Below are 16,687 nucleotides of genomic sequence, written 5' to 3'. Positions count from 1 at the left end.
TGCGCCACTTCAAAAACCTTGATAAACGAAGCAAAAACATACCATGTTTAGACACCAGGGGAAGACACGGACGTTAAGCCATAATTTAAAAATTGCTTCGTTATTATCTCTCGTTGCTGGTATTGTAAACGTAGCCGGTTTTTTTGCCGTTCAGCGGTTGACAACGAACGTAACCGGCCATTTCGCTTTTTTTGTAGAAGAAGTTTTCAAACTCAACTTTTGGCAAGGATTTGTTTACTTCCTGTATATATTTTTCTTTTTCCTGGGCTCTTTTGTTTCCAGCCTGGTCATTGAAATTATTTCACAAAAAGACGACCATTATATTTACGTAGTTCCTGCTTCGATAGAATGTTTGATTCTATTTACTATCGGCTTCTGGGGACAGGATTTGCTCATCAAAAACCCAAATACCATTGCCTGTAGCTTGCTTTTTGCGATGGGCCTACAGAACTCCCTGGTTACCACCATCTCGAATGCCAGCGTCAGGACAACGCATTTAACGGGGCTTTTTACCGACCTGGGCATTGAGTTATCGCAGTTGTTCTTTTACAAAGAGCGGGAACAGAAGCACAAACTTCTATCGTCAATAAAACTTCGGCTGACCATCATCAGTTTCTTTTTTATCGGCGGTATTATTGGTGGTATTTTATATTCAAAATTGGGAATTCACGCTCTGATTTTTGCTGCGGCTGCCTTAGTTTTGGGTTTAATTTATGACAACGTAAAATTCCGACTCATTCAATTGAGACGAAAACTCAAAAGTAGCTAACGAACAACTGCATGTCCCCTTTTCGCGATCTTACTAAGTGCGCTATAAGTGAAAACGGAGATTGGTTTATGACTTGAAATATGGGTCATTAAAAATGACAACCAAGCGACAATCCTAAATTCGAATTCCAGCCAGCTTCGCCTAAAGAGTTCAAACCGGATTGAATTGAGATCGAAAGGTTCGATAACATACGATACTCATACTGTAAACTAAAATAAGGTCCGATATTTATTTCATCAAACACTCTCGTTGTAAACGAAGAGACATAAATTGTCCCATCTGAATTAGTTTCATACTGTACCTGGTTCAAAAGAAGATCCTTCCGATGCCAAATTGAAAATCCGAATCCGGGATAAATAGCGTGCCTGTAACTTTTAAAAACGTTATAATTTATTACTAAATCCAGACTTTTCCTTTTTCTGGAATTTAAAAAAGTGGGATGAATAGTTTCATAGTATTCTGTCTTAAGTACACCCGCTTTAGCTTCAAATTTAATTCTTGAAAAACCCAGCAGCCTTGTATAATGTATTTCATACCTTGCACCCAACGCATCTGGTGCATCTAAACCCACTCTGCTTGCTCCAAAGCGAATCGAATTTCTTTGCGGAATAGTTTGTGATTTAACAACGAAACTATGAGAAATTAATAAAAAGAAAAGAATTGCCGGTTTCATACGATCACTACTATTTAAACCAGATTCAAGAGTTCTTAACACAAACTCCTGAATCTGGTTATTTACAATCATTGTAATTAGTAAAACTTGTGTGGCATTACGTAAAAAACATTCGCTCCTTCAATAATTGGACCATTATAGACAGCAAAAGAGGCCGGAGAATGACTCATAAAGTCAATACAACAAAAAAACACGTAACCCGTTGTATTCCAAAACCTTTCTCTCCAAACCGGCCCATGAAAACCGCCTTCGTATATGCCCCGTTGATCAGCTTCACGGTTCTGAATCACGCCTATTCAGCCGAAGGGCCAACGCCTTTCGCCGGTCCTGATTCGCTTCCTTCACACCAATCCGCACCCTTCAGAAGAACGCTACTGGTTTCTCAATCTGCGCCACGGTTTCACACAGTTTTCATAAAGCCCGGGAAAAATCAATCAGTCGATACGCTGGAACAAGGAGCGTTTTTTTTGCCGACACTTGGCATCGATGAGAAGACTATAACGGTCAAAGCAGGAGATGCCATTTTACAAGCCGGAAAAGATTATCAATACAACCCCGTCGCGAACCGAATCCAGCTTATAAATCCGGCGGCTTTGCGATCAGACGAGCCGATAGAAATTACCTACAACACCGACCCATTCGAGCGGGCGAATTGAATGGATGTGGAAATTAAAAAAGGGACTACCCGCTATCAGCGGATGCCGTTCATGACCCGGACCAAAGCCGGGTCGTGATCACCGTTTAGTAAATCGGCGGTGATGTGATTCGTTTCAATCCCGAAGAGGTGTTACTTTTAAGTGTGTGTATCAGTTTATTACCGATGCAAAGGTCACTTTTCCTGCTGTCCAAAAAATCAACGGTATCCGTGGTTTTTTGGCACTGAATCCGGTGCGTTTTAGATCCAATCGTCGCCACACGTGTGAAATAAGGGGGTTTTGAGTGTTCAAGGTGTCTATGAAATGGTTTCAACGAGTCATTTTGCTGATCAGTTGGCTGGGTTCATCCGCTTCCCTGCTGGCCCAGCGGTATTACACCCCGCCTTTTGACTTCGACCGACGTATGGACCGGGCTTATGTGGATAGTTTGTTGAAAACCACCCGCATCCGGCTGCTTGGCCTCGACCGGCTGCACCCCGCCCCCATGGTCGATACCGCCCGGATGGAATACCTGCATTTTATGGCGTATGTCCACTACAGTGGCATGACCCACCGCGACAGTGCGCTGCTGGTGGCTAACCACCTCATCCACCTCGCCGAGCGGAAAAAGAATATCAAATACCAGATTAAAGGACTGCTGGTTACCGAACGGTATTACCGGGAGGTCAAAACCGATTACCCCCGGGCGATCAAACTGAACCACCGCCTGCTGTCGCTGATCGAAACCGCCCCGGAGGTATATGCCCTCTATTTCTGGCGCATCTACCGGAATCTCGGCCACATCAGCAGTTCGATCGGGGAGAATGGCGAAGCCGTGGCCTATTTGCAGAAGAGCATTGCGTGGTTTGGCAAAGACAAAAAAATCGACCCCGTTCATTTGTCCGACCTCCACCGGCTTCTGGCCAATGCCTACAAAGGGCAGCAGCAGATGGCGGAGGCTGAAATGCACTACCTCCGGGCGTGGGACATTCTGAACCAACAACCCAGGGTGTCGATTTCCAACAAAGCTTACCTGACCAACGACATCGGCCTGGTGTATAACCTCCAGCAGAAATTCACCCAGGCCATTCCGTACCTGAAACAGTCGGTGGCGTACTGGGAGCAGCTCAACGCGCCCCTTCCTCAGGCCGACGCGCTGGCCGATCTGGCGGTTTCTTATCTCGGTATCAAGCAGTATGACGAGGCCATTGCCAACGCGAAAGAGGCCCTGACGAAGAATCAGAAGGTGTACGCGCCCATGCTAACGGCCTATTCCGTGCTGATGAATGCCTATGAGCACCAGCAGGACTGGAAAAGTGCCTTTGTTTACCAGCGACTTTATAACGACAAAAAACGGGAGGAACAACGGGCCATCAACCAGACCGAAAGCCTGCGAAGCAAGGCCCAGTTCGACCGCGAACGACTCGAAACGGCCTACCGCCAGGAGCGGTTGTTGCAAAACCAGCGCTACCAGACGCTGGCGAAACAGGCTGAAATCGACCGGCTTAACAACACCTTCAAAACAAATGAATTCCGTCGGCTGGCCCAGACCAACGCCCTGAAACACCAGCTCGAAACGCAGCAACTAAAAACCGCTGCCGCTCAGAAGCAGGCCACCCAGCAAGCCACCATCAAGCAGCTACACATCGACCAGCTCCGGCTGGGCCTGTCGGCACAGAAACGCATCCGCAATCTGTTGTACGTTGGGATTGCCATCATCAGCTCGCTGGGGTTTCTGCTGCTGTATTATAGCCTGCGGCTCCGGCGAACCAACCTGGCGTTGCGGACCAAAAACCGGGAGATTGAAATGGCGCTGATCAAAGGCCAGACCCTTGAGCGCAAACGCGTGGCAACCGAACTCCACGACCGGGTGAGCAGTCTGCTCGGTGCCACCAAGATGACGTTCCAAACGATGGACGCCGATATTTTATCACCCCGCAACAAAACCCTGTACGAAAACAGCCTGAACCTGCTCAACGACGCCGTCGCGCAGGTTCATCAACTGTCGCGCAACATTTTGCCGGAACAATTGCTCCAGCAGGACTTGCTGGTATCGCTCAAAAGTCTGGTTAAAAAGTTGAATCTGGTCGAAAAAACGATTTTTTCGCTGAATTATGACCCCAGCGGCAAGCTGCCGCTCAGCCCGGAAGTCAAGTTCAACCTGTACGTGATCTGCCTCGAACTATGCACGAACATTCTTCGTCATGCCCAGGCCCGGCAGGCTCATATCAAGCTGATCTGGTATGACAAATGGCTGGCCATACAGGTATTGGACGACGGCATCGGGCTGAACCCGTCGGTGGAAGGCGGTACCGGCCTGCACAACATCCGGGAACGCGCCGAGACGATCGGCGGCCGGTTCTGGCTGGAGTCCGGCGAATCGGCCGGAACAAAAGCCAGCGTGCTGCTGCCCCTTCCGGAATAGCCCGGACGCTTTTTACTTCACCACATACAGCAGATCCTGGTAGTCGATGGTGCCGGTGCGGCCGACCCAGCTCCCGTAATTGATCGTCCGAATCGTCAAGCCGGCTTTCTGAAAAGCTTCTTTGGCATACACTTCGTCAAAGGCAATCATGCTTTCGGGCAGTTCCTGAATATGCACCATGGTGCGTTCCGTAAACGGCGTCAACTGACGGCCATACAGGCTTTTACCTTCTGCGTTGGCTTTGCGCGACTCGCTGTTGAGCAAAAACATGGTTATATAGGCTCGTCCCCCTTTTTTCATGACCCGCGAAATTTCGGCCAGATACTGCTCAAAGTCGTTCTCGAGCATGTGGGTAAACACCGAATTCAGAATCACCAGACTAAACGTCGAAGACTCGAACGGAAACCGCAGCTCGTGTCCCTGCATGGTTCCGAGCGGGTTATACATCTTGTTATAGACATTCAGGTGGTGAAAGCGGAAATGCGGAAACCGCTTCGTTACTTCTTTCGTACACCAATCCACGCCGTTTTTAACGATCTCGATCCCGTCGTAGCTGCCCGGGGCGGAGATATAGTCCGTTAAGGGAATCGCAACCCGGCCAATTCCACTGCCAACATCCAGAACGTTATCCGTTGAATGTAATCCAACCAGTTCCTTGATGTGATCAACCGATTTTACCCCAACGGCCTTGAAATCACCGTCGCCGATGAAGATCATTCGGGAGGGTGGCGTCAACGCGTCGCGTTCACCGGTCAGCAACTCCAGCCGGTCGATCATTTCGATTGGAATGATCTTTTTTAGGGAGGTTTTGAGTGAATTGGGCAGCAAACTTTTTAATCCCATCGTGGTGATTTCTACTGGTAAGCTTGCAATTTAGGAAAAATGTCGGGATTGCCTTCATTCCCGTTTTGAACTATCCTTATTGACAGCCTTAAAATCCGGGCAAAAATCATAACTTTTTTAATAACTAGAGTTCGCTACCCGTCAATCTGTAACCCCTGATGCGGAATACCGGATTTCTCCTTTCGGCGCTTGCACTATTCATTCAATCCACGTTCCAACGGGCGTGATTTAATCGGGCGGTACTTCATTTGCAGATCCCCTCCACTGGCAAATCCGGCGTTTGTTTGTTAAGTTAGTGTCTGGCACCACAAAAGGGCCATCTGTTATGACCTTCACCTACCTTGATCAACCGGAGCTTTTTGTTGGCGTCAGCGACGAAAATTCGCGCTGCGATCTGTGCCACCGGCAAAAACCCTGTTTCGACGCGGCTGGATTTTTCGGCGAAGACGAACTTGCTTTTATTTGCCCGGAATGTTTATCAAACGGCCGGCTTTACGAACGGGATAGCTATACCTGTCAGGGCGATGTGGCGGAATTAAAACGGCAGCTCCATGAAGCCAATCCAGCGCTGAATAAAGCTGACATCGACGATCTGGCCGACCACAAAACGCTCGAACTGGAGAAAACCACCCCGCATCTCGTAACCTGGCAGGATTGGGAATGGCCCTGCGCCGACGGTGACTATGCCCGCTTTATCGGCTACGGTTCAAAACCGCTCTACAAGCAATTGGCCAACGATTCTGATGCGCAATCCTTGTTCGAACAATCCCTCTATTACACCCTGAAGGAAGAGTGCGAACCGGGGGAATTATGGGAAGACGTTCCGAAAAAGGCCATTCCGGATTATGCCGCCAGCAGCAACTACAGTACGCTTTTTTATGTGTTTAAAAGTCTGCATTCCGACCAGATCATCACCCTTTGGGACTCTGATTAATCCATGAAACACCTGCTTTACTTCCTCTTCATCAGCACGTTCTCCTACGGCCAGTCGTTCGATCTGGTCATCAAAAACGGTCGCGTGGTCGACGGCACGGGCAATCCGTGGTACTACGCCGATGTGGCCATTCAGAACGGCAAAGTCGCCCGCATCGGAAAAATCCCGGCCACCGACGGCAAAACCGTGATCGACGCCAAAAACCAGCTCGTGGCCCCCGGTTTCATCGACGTTCACACGCACGTGGAAGGCAGTTTGCAGGACCGTCCCGGTGCCGAGAATTTCCTCTACGACGGCGTTACGACCCTCGTCACCGGCAATTGCGGGAGTTCGGCCACCAACCTGCGCACCTTCTTCGATTCGCTGCGCATCGGCGGTTTTTCGCCCAACCTGGCGTCGATGATCGGCCACAATACCGTACGGCTGAAAGTGATGAAAATGGCCTTCCGCGAACCGACCGCCAAAGAACAGACCGAGATGGAAGCCCTCGTTGAACAGGCCATGAAAGACGGTGCCGTCGGAATTTCGACCGGTTTGATTTACACGCCCGGCACCTACGCCCGCACCCCCGAAATCGTCAATCTGGCCAAAATGGCGTCGCGCTACGGGGGCGTCTACGCGTCGCACATGCGCAACGAAGGGCAGGACGTCAAAAAAGCCATCGAAGAAGCCATTCAGATTGGCCGCGAAGCCGGGATTCCGGTCGAGATTTCGCACTTTAAAGTCGCCAGTAAACCGATCTGGGGTTCCAGCATCGAAACCGTGGCAATGGTGGAAGCCGCCCGGCGCGAGGGGCTTGACGTAACCGTCGATCAATATCCGTATACCGCTTCGAGCACATCACTCGCCAGCATTGTTCCGTCCTGGGCGCTGGCCGACGGCGATTCGGCGACCTTACTCCGGTTCCGTGATCCGGCCACCCGCACCAAAATCCGGAAGGAAATGCTCGACGGTTTGAAGAAAAACGACCGTAAAAACTACGATTACGCGGTGGTGGCTTATTACCCCGCCGACACCACCTTCAACGGCCTGAGCATCAGCAAAATCAATCAGAAACTGGGCCGAAAAAACAACGCCGAAACCGAAGCCGATCTGGTACTGGAACTGATGGACAAAACCGCCATGAAACGCATTCAGATGGTCTACCATACGATGTCGGAAGATGATGTAGCCACGATCATGCGCTACCCGAACACGATGATTGCGTCGGATGCGGGCGTAGCACGGTTTCAATCCGGTATGCCGCACCCGCGCGGATACGGCACGAACGCCCGCGTGTTAGGAATGTATGTTCGGGACAAAAAAGTGATTCCGGTGGAGGAAGCCGTCCGGCGGATGTCGTCGTTGCCCGCCCAGCGGTTTAAGCTCGATGATCGCGGCATTCTGAAAACCGGTTTTGCCGCCGACCTTGTGATTTTCGACGAAAAAACCGTATCCGATCAATCGACGTATGACATACCGCACGCGTATTCGACCGGTTTTTCGTACGTTTTGGTCAACGGGATTCCAGTCGTTGAAAACGGCAAACACAACGGGAAGCGGCCGGGGCAGGTGTTGATGGGGAAAGGATTTGTGGGAAAGGCGGAGTAACGGGTTCGATGAGCATATTTAGGTGTCTAAACTGATTTTTCAATGGCTTTACGATTAGTTGATTATGCAATAATTTTCGACGACGACGACGAAGATTCCCTGGGGGGTCAATTGTGGATTACCACGCGTGCTGAGAACGAAGAAAGTGGAACGGATGCCACGAAGGAATTAGCTCATGCGATGTTCCTTCACCCAAAAGTTAAGGAGGAGAAACGACTGCTCGATGAATTTGAAAGAGGGGAATGGCATAAAAATGGGTTATTCTGTGAATTTATGCTGAGTTACAGCAATTTCAAGGACATCGTAGTGCTTCGCGAGCGACGGCACCTCGTAAGAAAATCCGGTGTTCGTGATCTTGAAATCTTAAGCATCTTTCAGTTTCTTGAATTCGATGGTATATTATCACGCGAATCCATAAGCGAGTTTATGGGCGTGATGAATCAATCGCCTGAAGTTATTGAACGGAATGAAGTCAACAATGCCGCAACCCTGGCCTACATGAATAGACCTCGTGGTGTATAAGCTGTCACTTCAGAACCTCCTTCACCAAGTAATTTTGGGGTTATTTTTTTGCCGCCTTGCCCGCTTTCTGCTGCCAGTTAATTCCCAGAAATGCAAAGGCCGGATGCTGGCCACCCACCGTCTGGCGGACAATCTCGTCGGCGAAATCCAGGCCGTTCGATCCATTGGCGAAATAGACCACCGCGTCTTTGCGCGTGCGGTTCGCCAGGACGAAACATTTGAAAGCGCCATTATCGCCCCAGTGCCAGAAATAGGTTTCCGCCGGTGTTTGTTCCAGGCCAATTCCTAATCCCCAGTAGGAACCGGCCGCCAGTGTATCGGAGCCGGAAAACCGGGTGGGCAACTGGCTTTGCGGACTCAGCATCTGATCGACCGTGGCGGGTTTCAGTCCCGTTACGTTGAGAAGAGCCAGCACAAACCGGGCATAATCCGGAGCGGTGGTGTGCAGGGAATAGGCCATGTTGGCCTGCGCCGGTTGGTATTTTTGCCCAACGTTTCCCGATTCGTCGTGCGGCTGGGCGTAATTGGCGGTGAAGGCCGGTTGCCAGACAAAGCTGCTGTGCGCCATCCCCAGCGGTTTCAGGACCCGGTTTTCCATGAACGCGTTGATCGGTTCGCCCGTGATTTTTTCCACGACTTTTTGCAGATAGACGAATCCTTCCCCGGAATACCCAAACCGTTCACCGGGCGCGCGAACCATTGCCAGTTGGGAGGATCGGCGGTTTTTGCGCCAGTTCGGAAATCCCGAGCGGTGGCTCAACACCAGCCGGGCCGTGATTTTCGTATACCGCTCATCGTCGGCCACGTCCGGATAAGGCAGGTAATCGACCAGCGGTTTATCCAGATCCAGACGCCCTTCTTCCACCAATTGCAAAACCGCATACGCAAAGAGGGGCTTGGTCAACGAAGCGGCTTCGAAGACGGTATTGACATCCACGCGTTGGGTTGAGTCGGCTTTGGTGAAACCGTAGGCTTTTTGATAGACAAACTGCCCCTTCTGAATCCACACCAGCGACAGGCCGGGTACGTTCGCGCTATCCATGAGTTGCCTAACGGCCCGGTCAAGCTGAGGAAAAGCCGGATCAGCCGGTTTGTTCTGGGCCTGACCGGAAGCCGCCAGCAGGTTGAATAAGGTCACGAACGTTAAAAGAAGAGGGGTCGCGGTCATGCTATTTGTCCGATTGATGGACGAAAGATGACGAATTGGGCTGGATGGTTGCAGAGGGAAGTAGGATTGGGGGGAATTTTCGGTTGGAGGGGATTGGGATTGGCTAATTCCAGAGTTATGTTGTTTAGTAAAACCGCTCTTGGTTTGCGAATCGCTGTGTGGCCTTTTATCCGTGCTGGGCAACGGGATTCTAGTGATCGGGATATATAAATCTTTGAGGCAGATTTTTGTCGCGTAGCGACTTAATGTTTGTAGCTGGTAAAATTCACGCCCTCTTTCTGGTCGCGTAGCGATCGAATGAGATCGAATCAGCGTCTTTTCTACAAACATTCGGTCGCTAAGCGACCAAAAAGATGTGTGTATAATTTAGGTATTCCTGTAGACTATACTTATTTATTTTTGGTTACGTTTTATGAAGACACACACTTCGGAGTGATTTCAGGCCGTTTTTGGTCGAAGATTTTCAATTAATGTCAATTCAGCAGGATTAAAATAATCAATTAAAGGCATATCAGCAGCTTCCCGTAGTTCAGCTAAATAAAAATCGCTTTTTGCTTTATTATAACCCGGAGCCTGAGTATTAAGAATGGCAATTTTGGTAAAGTATTCATCAGCAACTGCGTTCCGGTTTACCACATTAAAATTTACAACTGCTTGAGAGATATCTTTGTTAAAGACAGAATTGTTAGAACCGCTTATATACATTAAAAGGAACGGCCTAACTTTTATTCGAAAAATACAATCAAACTTAACTCTGTATTGTTCATTCACTTTTATATATTCATTGGTCTCAACATCTCTAAATAAGCTTTTAATATATCCATTAACCTGATCATGAAATGCCTTTTTACTATCATTGACATCTTCTTCTTTAGAATAGCTTAGAATTCGGCTATTAACAGACGCAACAATGAATTGACTAAGTTCTAATACTAAGGATGACACCAATTCTTTCTTATTGGTAGTTTTATAAAAGTAATTAATATTTTGTTTTGACTGAGTTTGTTTGATTTTGTAATATTCAATTAGCTGTGTATTGATTCTAGTAACAATAGATAATTCGTCGACTAAGCCTTGGTCATTATATTTATCACGATGCAACCAACCGCCATCGGAAACAATAATTTTATCTTCTTTAACGCTTAAAAAAACCGACACTACACAATTATTGAGAGTAGTAAATTGAGTAATTATTTCTATAGTTTCTCCTCTAGCCCTGTATTCTACAAGGTTACAGATATCGGACTTAATTGTCTCGAAAATACTTACCAATCTGTCGTTTACTTTATTCAAAATCTATACCTTTATGTAAATCCAGGCATTCCGAATCAATAAATAAACTTGCCTGAAAACTAAGAGCGGGCCGTCCGCCACTATTCATTAGAATTTTAGCTTCTCTACAAAAGCAGGCAAATCCAAAATCTAAGTCAGATTGAATTCTTGCTACATTCTCGTTTATCTCAAGGGTGCGAAACGCAAACTCAACTCCCTCTTCATCATACTGGTGAAAGTGTGGAGTAAATACTCGTCTTTGAAGAATAGGAAGAGTTTCATTTCTATTTTCATGCACAACTCCATCTGCGTCAAACCTGAAGATAGGACGCTGAAAACTTTCTGAAAAGATCTGAAAACCATAATCGCTATATTCGCCAACTTTCTGTTTACCAGTAAATTTCCCACTTGATCCGTTTTGATATTGTAACTCCGAATTGAAAGATGTATACTCCCAATGAGAACCAATTCCCCTTGTAAAAAGAATTGGGCGATTATCAACAAACTTTATTTGACTTAACAAGGAGGAATATAGATTATTATTCTCCCTTATGTCCCGACACCTTTTAAGCATACAAATATGTATTTCTCCCCCAACCTACATAATCCCCAGAGATTTTGCAAGCGTGAAAAAAGATTGAATTTTTGAGGTATTCCTAATCCAAGGTCTATGTCTTCACTAACTATAAAAGATTAAGAAAAAAGGTCTGTCAGGATTCAGGCGTCGGAATAGAGCTTAACAAGTGTGATTAAAAAAAGGTCTGTGAGACACAGACCTTAAGTTTAGATTAGCTATACCCGGTTTTTTACGCCAAAATCCCCTTCACCAGTTTCCCTTCCACATCCGTCAGCCGAAACCGCCGGCCCTGGAATTCGTAGGTCAGTTTTTCGTGATCGACGCCCAGCAAGTGGAGCAGGGTCGCCTGAAAATCGTGGACGTGGACCGGGTTTTTGATGATGTTGTAGCCAAATTCGTCGGTTTCGCCGTAGGTAATGCCGCGTTTGACACCGCCCCCCGCCATCCACATCGTGAAGCAGCGCGGGTGGTGATCGCGGCCGTAATTGTCTTTCGTCAGTTTGCCCTGCGAGTAGTTCGTGCGGCCAAATTCTCCGCCCCACACCACGAGCGTATCGTCCAGTAAACCGCGTTGCTTCAGGTCCTGCACCAGAGCCGCCGACGCCTGATCGGTCGCTTTGCACTGCTTGGTGATGCTCTTGGGCAAGTTCCCGTGCTGATCCCAGCCCTGGTGATACAACTGCACAAATTTCACATCCCGCTCCAGTAACCGACGGGCCATCAGGCAGTTGGCGGCATACGTCCCCGGATTCCGGGCCGATTCGCCGTACAGATCGAACACCCAATCCGGCTCGTCGGACAAATCGTTCACTTCCGGCACCGACGTCTGCATCCGAAACGCCATTTCATACTGCGCAATGTGGTTCGACACTTCCGGATCGCCGTAGATTTCCTCCTGCACCTGGTTCAGATCCTTCAGCGCATCAAGCATCGACCGCCGATCCGCCGAACTGTAGCCGTTGGGATTGCTCAGATACAAAACTGGGTCGTTGCCGGAGCGAAACTGCACACCCTGGTGTTTCGACGGCAGAAAACCGTTGCCCCACAACCGGGCATACAACGGCTGATCCTGCGGGGCATCTTTCGACACCATCACGATGAAAGCAGGCAGATTTTCATTGGCCGAACCCAGCCCGTAGCTCACCCACGAACCGATGCTGGGCCGCCCGGCCAGTTGATTGCCAGTCTGGAAAAACGTCAATGCCGGGTCGTGGTTGATCTGCTCGGTGTACATCGATTTGATGAAACACAGATCGTCGGCCACTTTTCCGGTATACGGCATCAATTCACTCGCCCACGCACCACTTTTGCCGTACTGGGCAAACTTGTAGGGCGAACTCACCAGCGGCAATGCCGATTGTTGGGCGCTCATGCTCGTCAACCGCTGGCCTTTCCGCACCGACGCGGGCAGGTCTTTGCCGTGCATTTTTTCCAGATACGGTTTGTAATCGAACGTCTCCAGTTGCGACGGCCCCCCGCTCTGAAACAGATACACGACCCGCTTGGCTTTCGGCGCGCGGTTCGGTACGGTTTCGATGCGTTCGGCCGGGTTGGAGAAAAGCTGCGAAGGCAACAACGAGCCCAACGCCAGCGAACCCAGGCCCCAGGAAGCTTTGTTCAGAAAAGACCGCCGGTTGAAGGTATCGGCCAGACTTTGCGCGAGTTTCTCTTTCATGTTTTTCAGGTTTACGGTATACGGTTTTCTGTTTACGGTGGCTGACGCATTTGGGCTATCGCACGAATAAAGGCGCGTCAGCAAGCCTGCGTCAGCCACCGTAAACAGAAAACCGTATACCGAAAACTATCTAATGTTTCGTAATAAACGCTTCCGAGTTCATCACCGCACTGGCGACGACGGCACCGGCCGCCAGAGCTGGTTTCTCGGTTGTTTGGGTCAGTTTGTATTCGCCAGCGTCAATCCAGCCCTGCATTTTGGCGGGACTTTTCCGGAATTTCTGGTATTCCTGCTGGTATAGTTTCGTCAGAATCGTCAACTCTTTTTCGACCGGTTTTCGGCTGGTCAGCAACCGGAACAGGTGGGTCAATTGGTCGGGTAGCGGTTTGCCGGGCGCAATCGACCGGGCCGCCACCACTTTGGCAGCTTCGACAAACTGCGGATCGTTGAGCAGCACCAACGCCTGCAAGGGTGTGCTGGTTTTCTGCCGCTGCACCACGCAATAACTCCGCGAGGGCGCATCGAAGGTGTTCATCGACGGGGGCGGGTTGGTTCGACGCCAGAACGTGTACAGACTCCGGCGGTATAATTTTTCGCCTTTGTCCTGCTCATACGTCGTGTTGTTCACCGCCCACAAGCCTTCCGGCTGGTACGGTTTCACACTTTCACCACCCAAATTGCCGGACAATAAACCGCTCGATGCCAGGGCATTATCCCGAATCATTTCGGCGGTCAACCGGAACATCGGGCCACGGGCGAGCCATGTATTTTCCGGATCTTTCTGCTGCAAGTCCGGTCGCCCGCGCGACGATTGCCGGTAGGTTGCCGATAGCACCAGCAGTTTCTGCATGGCTTTTACATTCCAGCCGGTTTCCCGGAACTGAACCGCCAGCCAGTCGAGCAATTCGGGATGCGTGGGCAAATTGCCCTGATTGCCAAAATTATTGGCCGATTTCACCAGGCCGGTTCCGAAGTACGTTTGCCAGTAGCGGTTGACCGTCACCCGGGCCGTCAGCGGATTGTCGGGATGCAGCAGCCACTTCGCCAGACCGAGCCGGTTTCTCGGATATTCTTTCGGAAACGGCAACACGCTGGCTGGCACGTCGGGCTGAACCGGGTCGCCGGGGGCATCGTACACACCCCGTTTGAGAATGTGCGTTGGCCGGGGCGTTTTCATGTCTTCCATCACCATGATTTCCGGAATGTCCTCCGCAATCCGGTTTCGCTCCGCCCGCAGTTTCTGCAATTCGTCGCGTTGTTGCTGGTAGGCCGTCGAAACCGTGCTGAGATAATAGTCCTTCAGCGGTTCGCCTGTGACGGTGGGCAGGGTTTGGGTCGATTGAACCAGTGCCTGCACTTCCGGGGCCGACAAGGCGCGGTTATACACCACCAGTTCGTCCAGCGCCCCTTTCTTGAAACCGGGGCCGCGCATGTCCGCGCCCACCATCAACCCGGTTTGTTTGCCTTTAAACAGAATGTCTTTGTAGAGATTGTCCTTTTCGGTCACCAGCGCGGTTTCTTTCCCATCCACAAACAGCCGCAAGCCGTTCGCTTTGCTCGAACCATCGTAGGTCATGGTCAACTGAATCCATTTTTCTTTCGGCAAAACCTGCTTTCCGATCCGAATAATGCTGTTGTAAGGCCAGGTATGCGCCATCAGCAGCTCCGGTTTGCCGTCGCGCAGGTTCAGGAAATACCCCCGAAAATTGTACAGAATATCGCCGTTGCCTTTGTGGACGAGAGCCGCCTTGGAAACGTCTTTGGGAATGTTGACCCAGACGCCGATGGAGAACGGTTGCGAGCGATTGAAAATACCGACCTCGCCCAGCGTTAGAATATCGTCGCCGTTGGACTGAAAAGCGTTGCCGCGTTTGCCCGGCACCAAAACCGGATCAAGCACCTTGCCGCTGTCTTTCTTGCTGACGGCGTTCAGAAACTTGCCGTTTGCCAGCTTATCGAACGTAAAATGAGCCTGCAATCCTTTCCGAGCGTCGAACGGAAGGGCCGATGCGGTTTTGGATTGCCATTGCTCAAAGGCCGGTTGTTCCTGCTGAGCCGTCTGCCGGATTGCGCTTTCCGTCGCCTTGATTTTGGTATCCAGAAACGTCAGCAGGCTGTCGTGTTTCGGCTGGCTCAGGAGCATCGTCGGCACCGGCATGGCGTCGTCCCAGGAAATTTGCCCGGCTTCGTCCACATTATTGAAAAACGCGAAAAGGCTGTAATAATCTTTCTGCGAAAACGGATCGAACTTGTGGTCGTGGCAGCGGGCGCATTCCACCGTCAGGCCCATCAAGGCGGTTCCGACGGTGTTGGCGCGGTCGGCGACGTATTCCACCCGAAACTCTTCGTTGATAATCCCGCCTTCCATGTTCTGGGAGTGGTTGCGGTTGAACGCCGTCGCCAGCCGTTGTTCCCGCGTCGCATTGGGTAGCAAATCGCCTGCCAGTTGCCAGGTCACAAACTGATCGAACCGCTGATTCTGGTTAAACGACTTGATCACCCAGTCGCGCCAGGGCCACATCGGCCGGTAGCGATCGACGGTGTAGCCGTGGGTGTCGGCATAGCGGGACAAATCCAGCCAGTCGACGGCCATTTTCTCCCCGTAATGCGGTGACTTCAGCAACCGATCCACCACTTTTTCGTAGGCATTCGGCGAACGGTCGGCCAGAAAAGCCTGCTGCTCTTCCACCGTAGGCGGCAAACCGGTCAAATCCAGTGTAACCCGGCGCAGCAGGTTTTCCCGGTCGGCTTCAGGAGACGGTTTTAAGCCCTTCTCTTCCATTTTACTTAGCGTAAAATAGTCGATCGGATTTTTGGGCCAACTGGCGTCTTTTACGGTTGGCAACTTCGCCTTTTCCGGTTTGAGCAGCGCCCAGTGCGGTTTGTACTCCGCACCATCTTCGATCCATTTGAGGAGCACGGCTTTTTCGTACGGGGTCAGAACGCGGTTGGACGACTTGGGAGGCATCATTTCGTCTTCGTCCGTCGTCACCAGCCGGTAATAGACTTCGCTTTCCGACAGATCGCCGGGAACAATGGCGTGTTTTTTGTTCTTCGCTTTTTTCAAAGCCGCCATCGCCCCTTCACGGGTCGCCAGTTCCAAACCGCCTTTCTGACTGGCTTTATCGGGCCCGTGGCAGAAAAAACATTTGTCGGACAGAATCGGCTTCACGTGCAGGTTGTAATCCACCTTCTCGGGAAGCTGATCCGCCAACGCTTCAATTTCAGCCGGTTTTTCCACCCCACCACAGCTTTGAATCAGCACACTTCCGGAGAAGCACGCCAATCCCGCCATCCACATCCCAATACGGCTCGTCATTTTTAGCTTCATTCTAATCATTGACTCCGAACAGAACAAGTGAGACCATTTTCACTGCAATTTCGGCTTTTTTATTTTGTGCTATTCCAGTATTATACAAGAATTTACCCACTTTTAGTTCGGATACCCCGGATTCTGTGGTTTCAGGTTCGGGTTGTTGAGCATCTCCTGCTTGCCCAGCGGCAACAGCAAATGCTTCTCCTGCAACGCCTGGTTCGAACTCGGGTTCACGTGACCCACGAAGTTGTCGAAGCCGTTCGTCTTGTCGTTGTACACCTTCCGCAA

13 protein-coding genes and 1 pseudogene are annotated in these 16,687 nt (G+C 50.2%); 6 read left to right on the top strand and 8 right to left on the bottom strand.

Annotated elements, in window-relative coordinates; genetic code table 11:
* Positions 1–43: 43 nt before the first annotated feature.
* Positions 44–769 carry a YoaK family protein gene (locus ACS5NO_RS07655; protein ID WP_439414589.1) on the top strand — a complete coding sequence of 242 codons (726 nt, stop codon included), beginning with the start codon at positions 44–46 and terminating at the stop codon, positions 767–769.
* Positions 770–857: 88 nt separating this feature from the next.
* Here the strand turns inward: ACS5NO_RS07655 and ACS5NO_RS07650 are convergent, their stop codons facing one another.
* A complete protein-coding gene (locus tag ACS5NO_RS07650) occupies positions 858–1,514 on the bottom strand; it encodes a hypothetical protein (RefSeq protein ID WP_439414588.1) in 657 nt (218 codons plus the stop codon).
* Positions 1,515–1,678: 164 nt separating this feature from the next.
* On the opposite strand from ACS5NO_RS07650, the gene ACS5NO_RS07645 reads away from it, so the two are divergent.
* Both ACS5NO_RS07645 and ACS5NO_RS07640 read left to right on the top strand, forming a co-directional pair.
* The gene (locus tag ACS5NO_RS07645; RefSeq protein ID WP_439414587.1) at positions 1,679–2,098 is read left to right on the top strand and encodes a hypothetical protein; all 420 of its coding nucleotides are present in this window, start codon (positions 1,679–1,681) and stop codon (positions 2,096–2,098) included.
* 298 nt (positions 2,099–2,396) lie between these two features.
* Positions 2,397–4,502 carry a tetratricopeptide repeat-containing sensor histidine kinase gene (locus ACS5NO_RS07640; protein WP_439414586.1) on the top strand — a complete coding sequence of 702 codons (2,106 nt, stop codon included), beginning with the start codon at positions 2,397–2,399 and terminating at the stop codon, positions 4,500–4,502.
* Positions 4,503–4,514: 12 nt separating this feature from the next.
* Here the strand turns inward: ACS5NO_RS07640 and ACS5NO_RS07635 are convergent, their stop codons facing one another.
* Entirely contained in the window at positions 4,515–5,345 is an 831-nt protein-coding gene (locus tag ACS5NO_RS07635) for a class I SAM-dependent methyltransferase (RefSeq protein ID WP_439414585.1), read from the bottom strand.
* A 325-nt stretch (positions 5,346–5,670) separates the two neighbouring features.
* Between ACS5NO_RS07635 and ACS5NO_RS07630 the strand changes: the two genes are divergently transcribed.
* Genes ACS5NO_RS07630 through ACS5NO_RS07620 form a run of 3 tightly spaced genes read left to right on the top strand, consistent with a single transcriptional unit; the run spans position 5,671 to position 8,391 of the window.
* Entirely contained in the window at positions 5,671–6,279 is a 609-nt protein-coding gene (locus tag ACS5NO_RS07630; RefSeq protein ID WP_439414584.1) for a CbrC family protein, read from the top strand.
* A gap of 3 nt (positions 6,280–6,282) precedes the next feature.
* The gene (locus ACS5NO_RS07625) at positions 6,283–7,869 is read left to right on the top strand and encodes an N-acyl-D-amino-acid deacylase family protein (protein WP_439414583.1); all 1,587 of its coding nucleotides are present in this window, start codon (positions 6,283–6,285) and stop codon (positions 7,867–7,869) included.
* Between the two features lie 42 nt (positions 7,870–7,911).
* Positions 7,912–8,391 carry a hypothetical protein gene (locus tag ACS5NO_RS07620; RefSeq protein WP_439414582.1) on the top strand — a complete coding sequence of 160 codons (480 nt, stop codon included), beginning with the start codon at positions 7,912–7,914 and terminating at the stop codon, positions 8,389–8,391.
* A gap of 40 nt (positions 8,392–8,431) precedes the next feature.
* Here the strand turns inward: ACS5NO_RS07620 and ACS5NO_RS07615 are convergent, their stop codons facing one another.
* The 6 genes and pseudogenes from ACS5NO_RS07615 to ACS5NO_RS07590 all read right to left on the bottom strand — a co-directional run.
* Entirely contained in the window at positions 8,432–9,559 is a 1,128-nt protein-coding gene (locus ACS5NO_RS07615) for a serine hydrolase domain-containing protein (protein ID WP_439414581.1), read from the bottom strand.
* 438 nt (positions 9,560–9,997) lie between these two features.
* Positions 9,998–10,852 carry a hypothetical protein gene (locus ACS5NO_RS07610; RefSeq protein WP_439414580.1) on the bottom strand — a complete coding sequence of 285 codons (855 nt, stop codon included), beginning with the start codon at positions 10,850–10,852 and terminating at the stop codon, positions 9,998–10,000.
* Entirely contained in the window at positions 10,845–11,354 is a 510-nt protein-coding gene (locus tag ACS5NO_RS07605) for a hypothetical protein (RefSeq protein ID WP_439414579.1), read from the bottom strand. The genes ACS5NO_RS07610 and ACS5NO_RS07605 overlap by 8 nt, the downstream gene beginning before the upstream one ends.
* A gap of 283 nt (positions 11,355–11,637) precedes the next feature.
* Positions 11,638–13,083 carry a DUF1501 domain-containing protein gene (locus ACS5NO_RS07600; RefSeq protein ID WP_150881058.1) on the bottom strand — a complete coding sequence of 482 codons (1,446 nt, stop codon included), beginning with the start codon at positions 13,081–13,083 and terminating at the stop codon, positions 11,638–11,640.
* 130 nt (positions 13,084–13,213) lie between these two features.
* Positions 13,214–16,402 (bottom strand): DUF1553 domain-containing protein, encoded by a 3,189-nt coding sequence (locus ACS5NO_RS07595; protein ID WP_439414578.1) that lies wholly within the window; start codon positions 16,400–16,402, stop codon positions 13,214–13,216.
* A gap of 114 nt (positions 16,403–16,516) precedes the next feature.
* A pseudogene (locus ACS5NO_RS07590) lies at positions 16,517–16,687 on the bottom strand (RagB/SusD family nutrient uptake outer membrane protein); the annotation flags it as partial.

The sequence above is a fragment of the Larkinella fluvii genome (genome assembly GCF_051857545.1).
Taxonomy (GTDB): domain Bacteria; phylum Bacteroidota; class Bacteroidia; order Cytophagales; family Spirosomataceae; genus Larkinella.
The sequence above is the reverse complement of the archived record's forward strand: the minus strand, read 5'-3'. Positions and strand labels throughout refer to the sequence as shown.

Coding starts and splice junctions, on each gene's coding strand:
- ACS5NO_RS07620 (WP_439414582.1), top strand. CDS start 7,912: ATGGCTTTACGATTAGTTGATTATGCAATAATTTTCGACGACGACGAC.
- ACS5NO_RS07625 (WP_439414583.1), top strand. CDS start 6,283: ATGAAACACCTGCTTTACTTCCTCTTCATCAGCACGTTCTCCTACGGC.
- ACS5NO_RS07630 (WP_439414584.1), top strand. CDS start 5,671: ATGACCTTCACCTACCTTGATCAACCGGAGCTTTTTGTTGGCGTCAGC.
- ACS5NO_RS07650 (WP_439414588.1), bottom strand. CDS start 1,514: ATGATTGTAAATAACCAGATTCAGGAGTTTGTGTTAAGAACTCTTGAA.
- ACS5NO_RS07655 (WP_439414589.1), top strand. CDS start 44: ATGTTTAGACACCAGGGGAAGACACGGACGTTAAGCCATAATTTAAAA.
- ACS5NO_RS07595 (WP_439414578.1), bottom strand. CDS start 16,402: ATGACGAGCCGTATTGGGATGTGGATGGCGGGATTGGCGTGCTTCTCC.
- ACS5NO_RS07600 (WP_150881058.1), bottom strand. CDS start 13,083: ATGAAAGAGAAACTCGCGCAAAGTCTGGCCGATACCTTCAACCGGCGG.
- ACS5NO_RS07645 (WP_439414587.1), top strand. CDS start 1,679: ATGAAAACCGCCTTCGTATATGCCCCGTTGATCAGCTTCACGGTTCTG.
- ACS5NO_RS07615 (WP_439414581.1), bottom strand. CDS start 9,559: ATGACCGCGACCCCTCTTCTTTTAACGTTCGTGACCTTATTCAACCTG.
- ACS5NO_RS07635 (WP_439414585.1), bottom strand. CDS start 5,345: ATGGGATTAAAAAGTTTGCTGCCCAATTCACTCAAAACCTCCCTAAAA.
- ACS5NO_RS07640 (WP_439414586.1), top strand. CDS start 2,397: ATGAAATGGTTTCAACGAGTCATTTTGCTGATCAGTTGGCTGGGTTCA.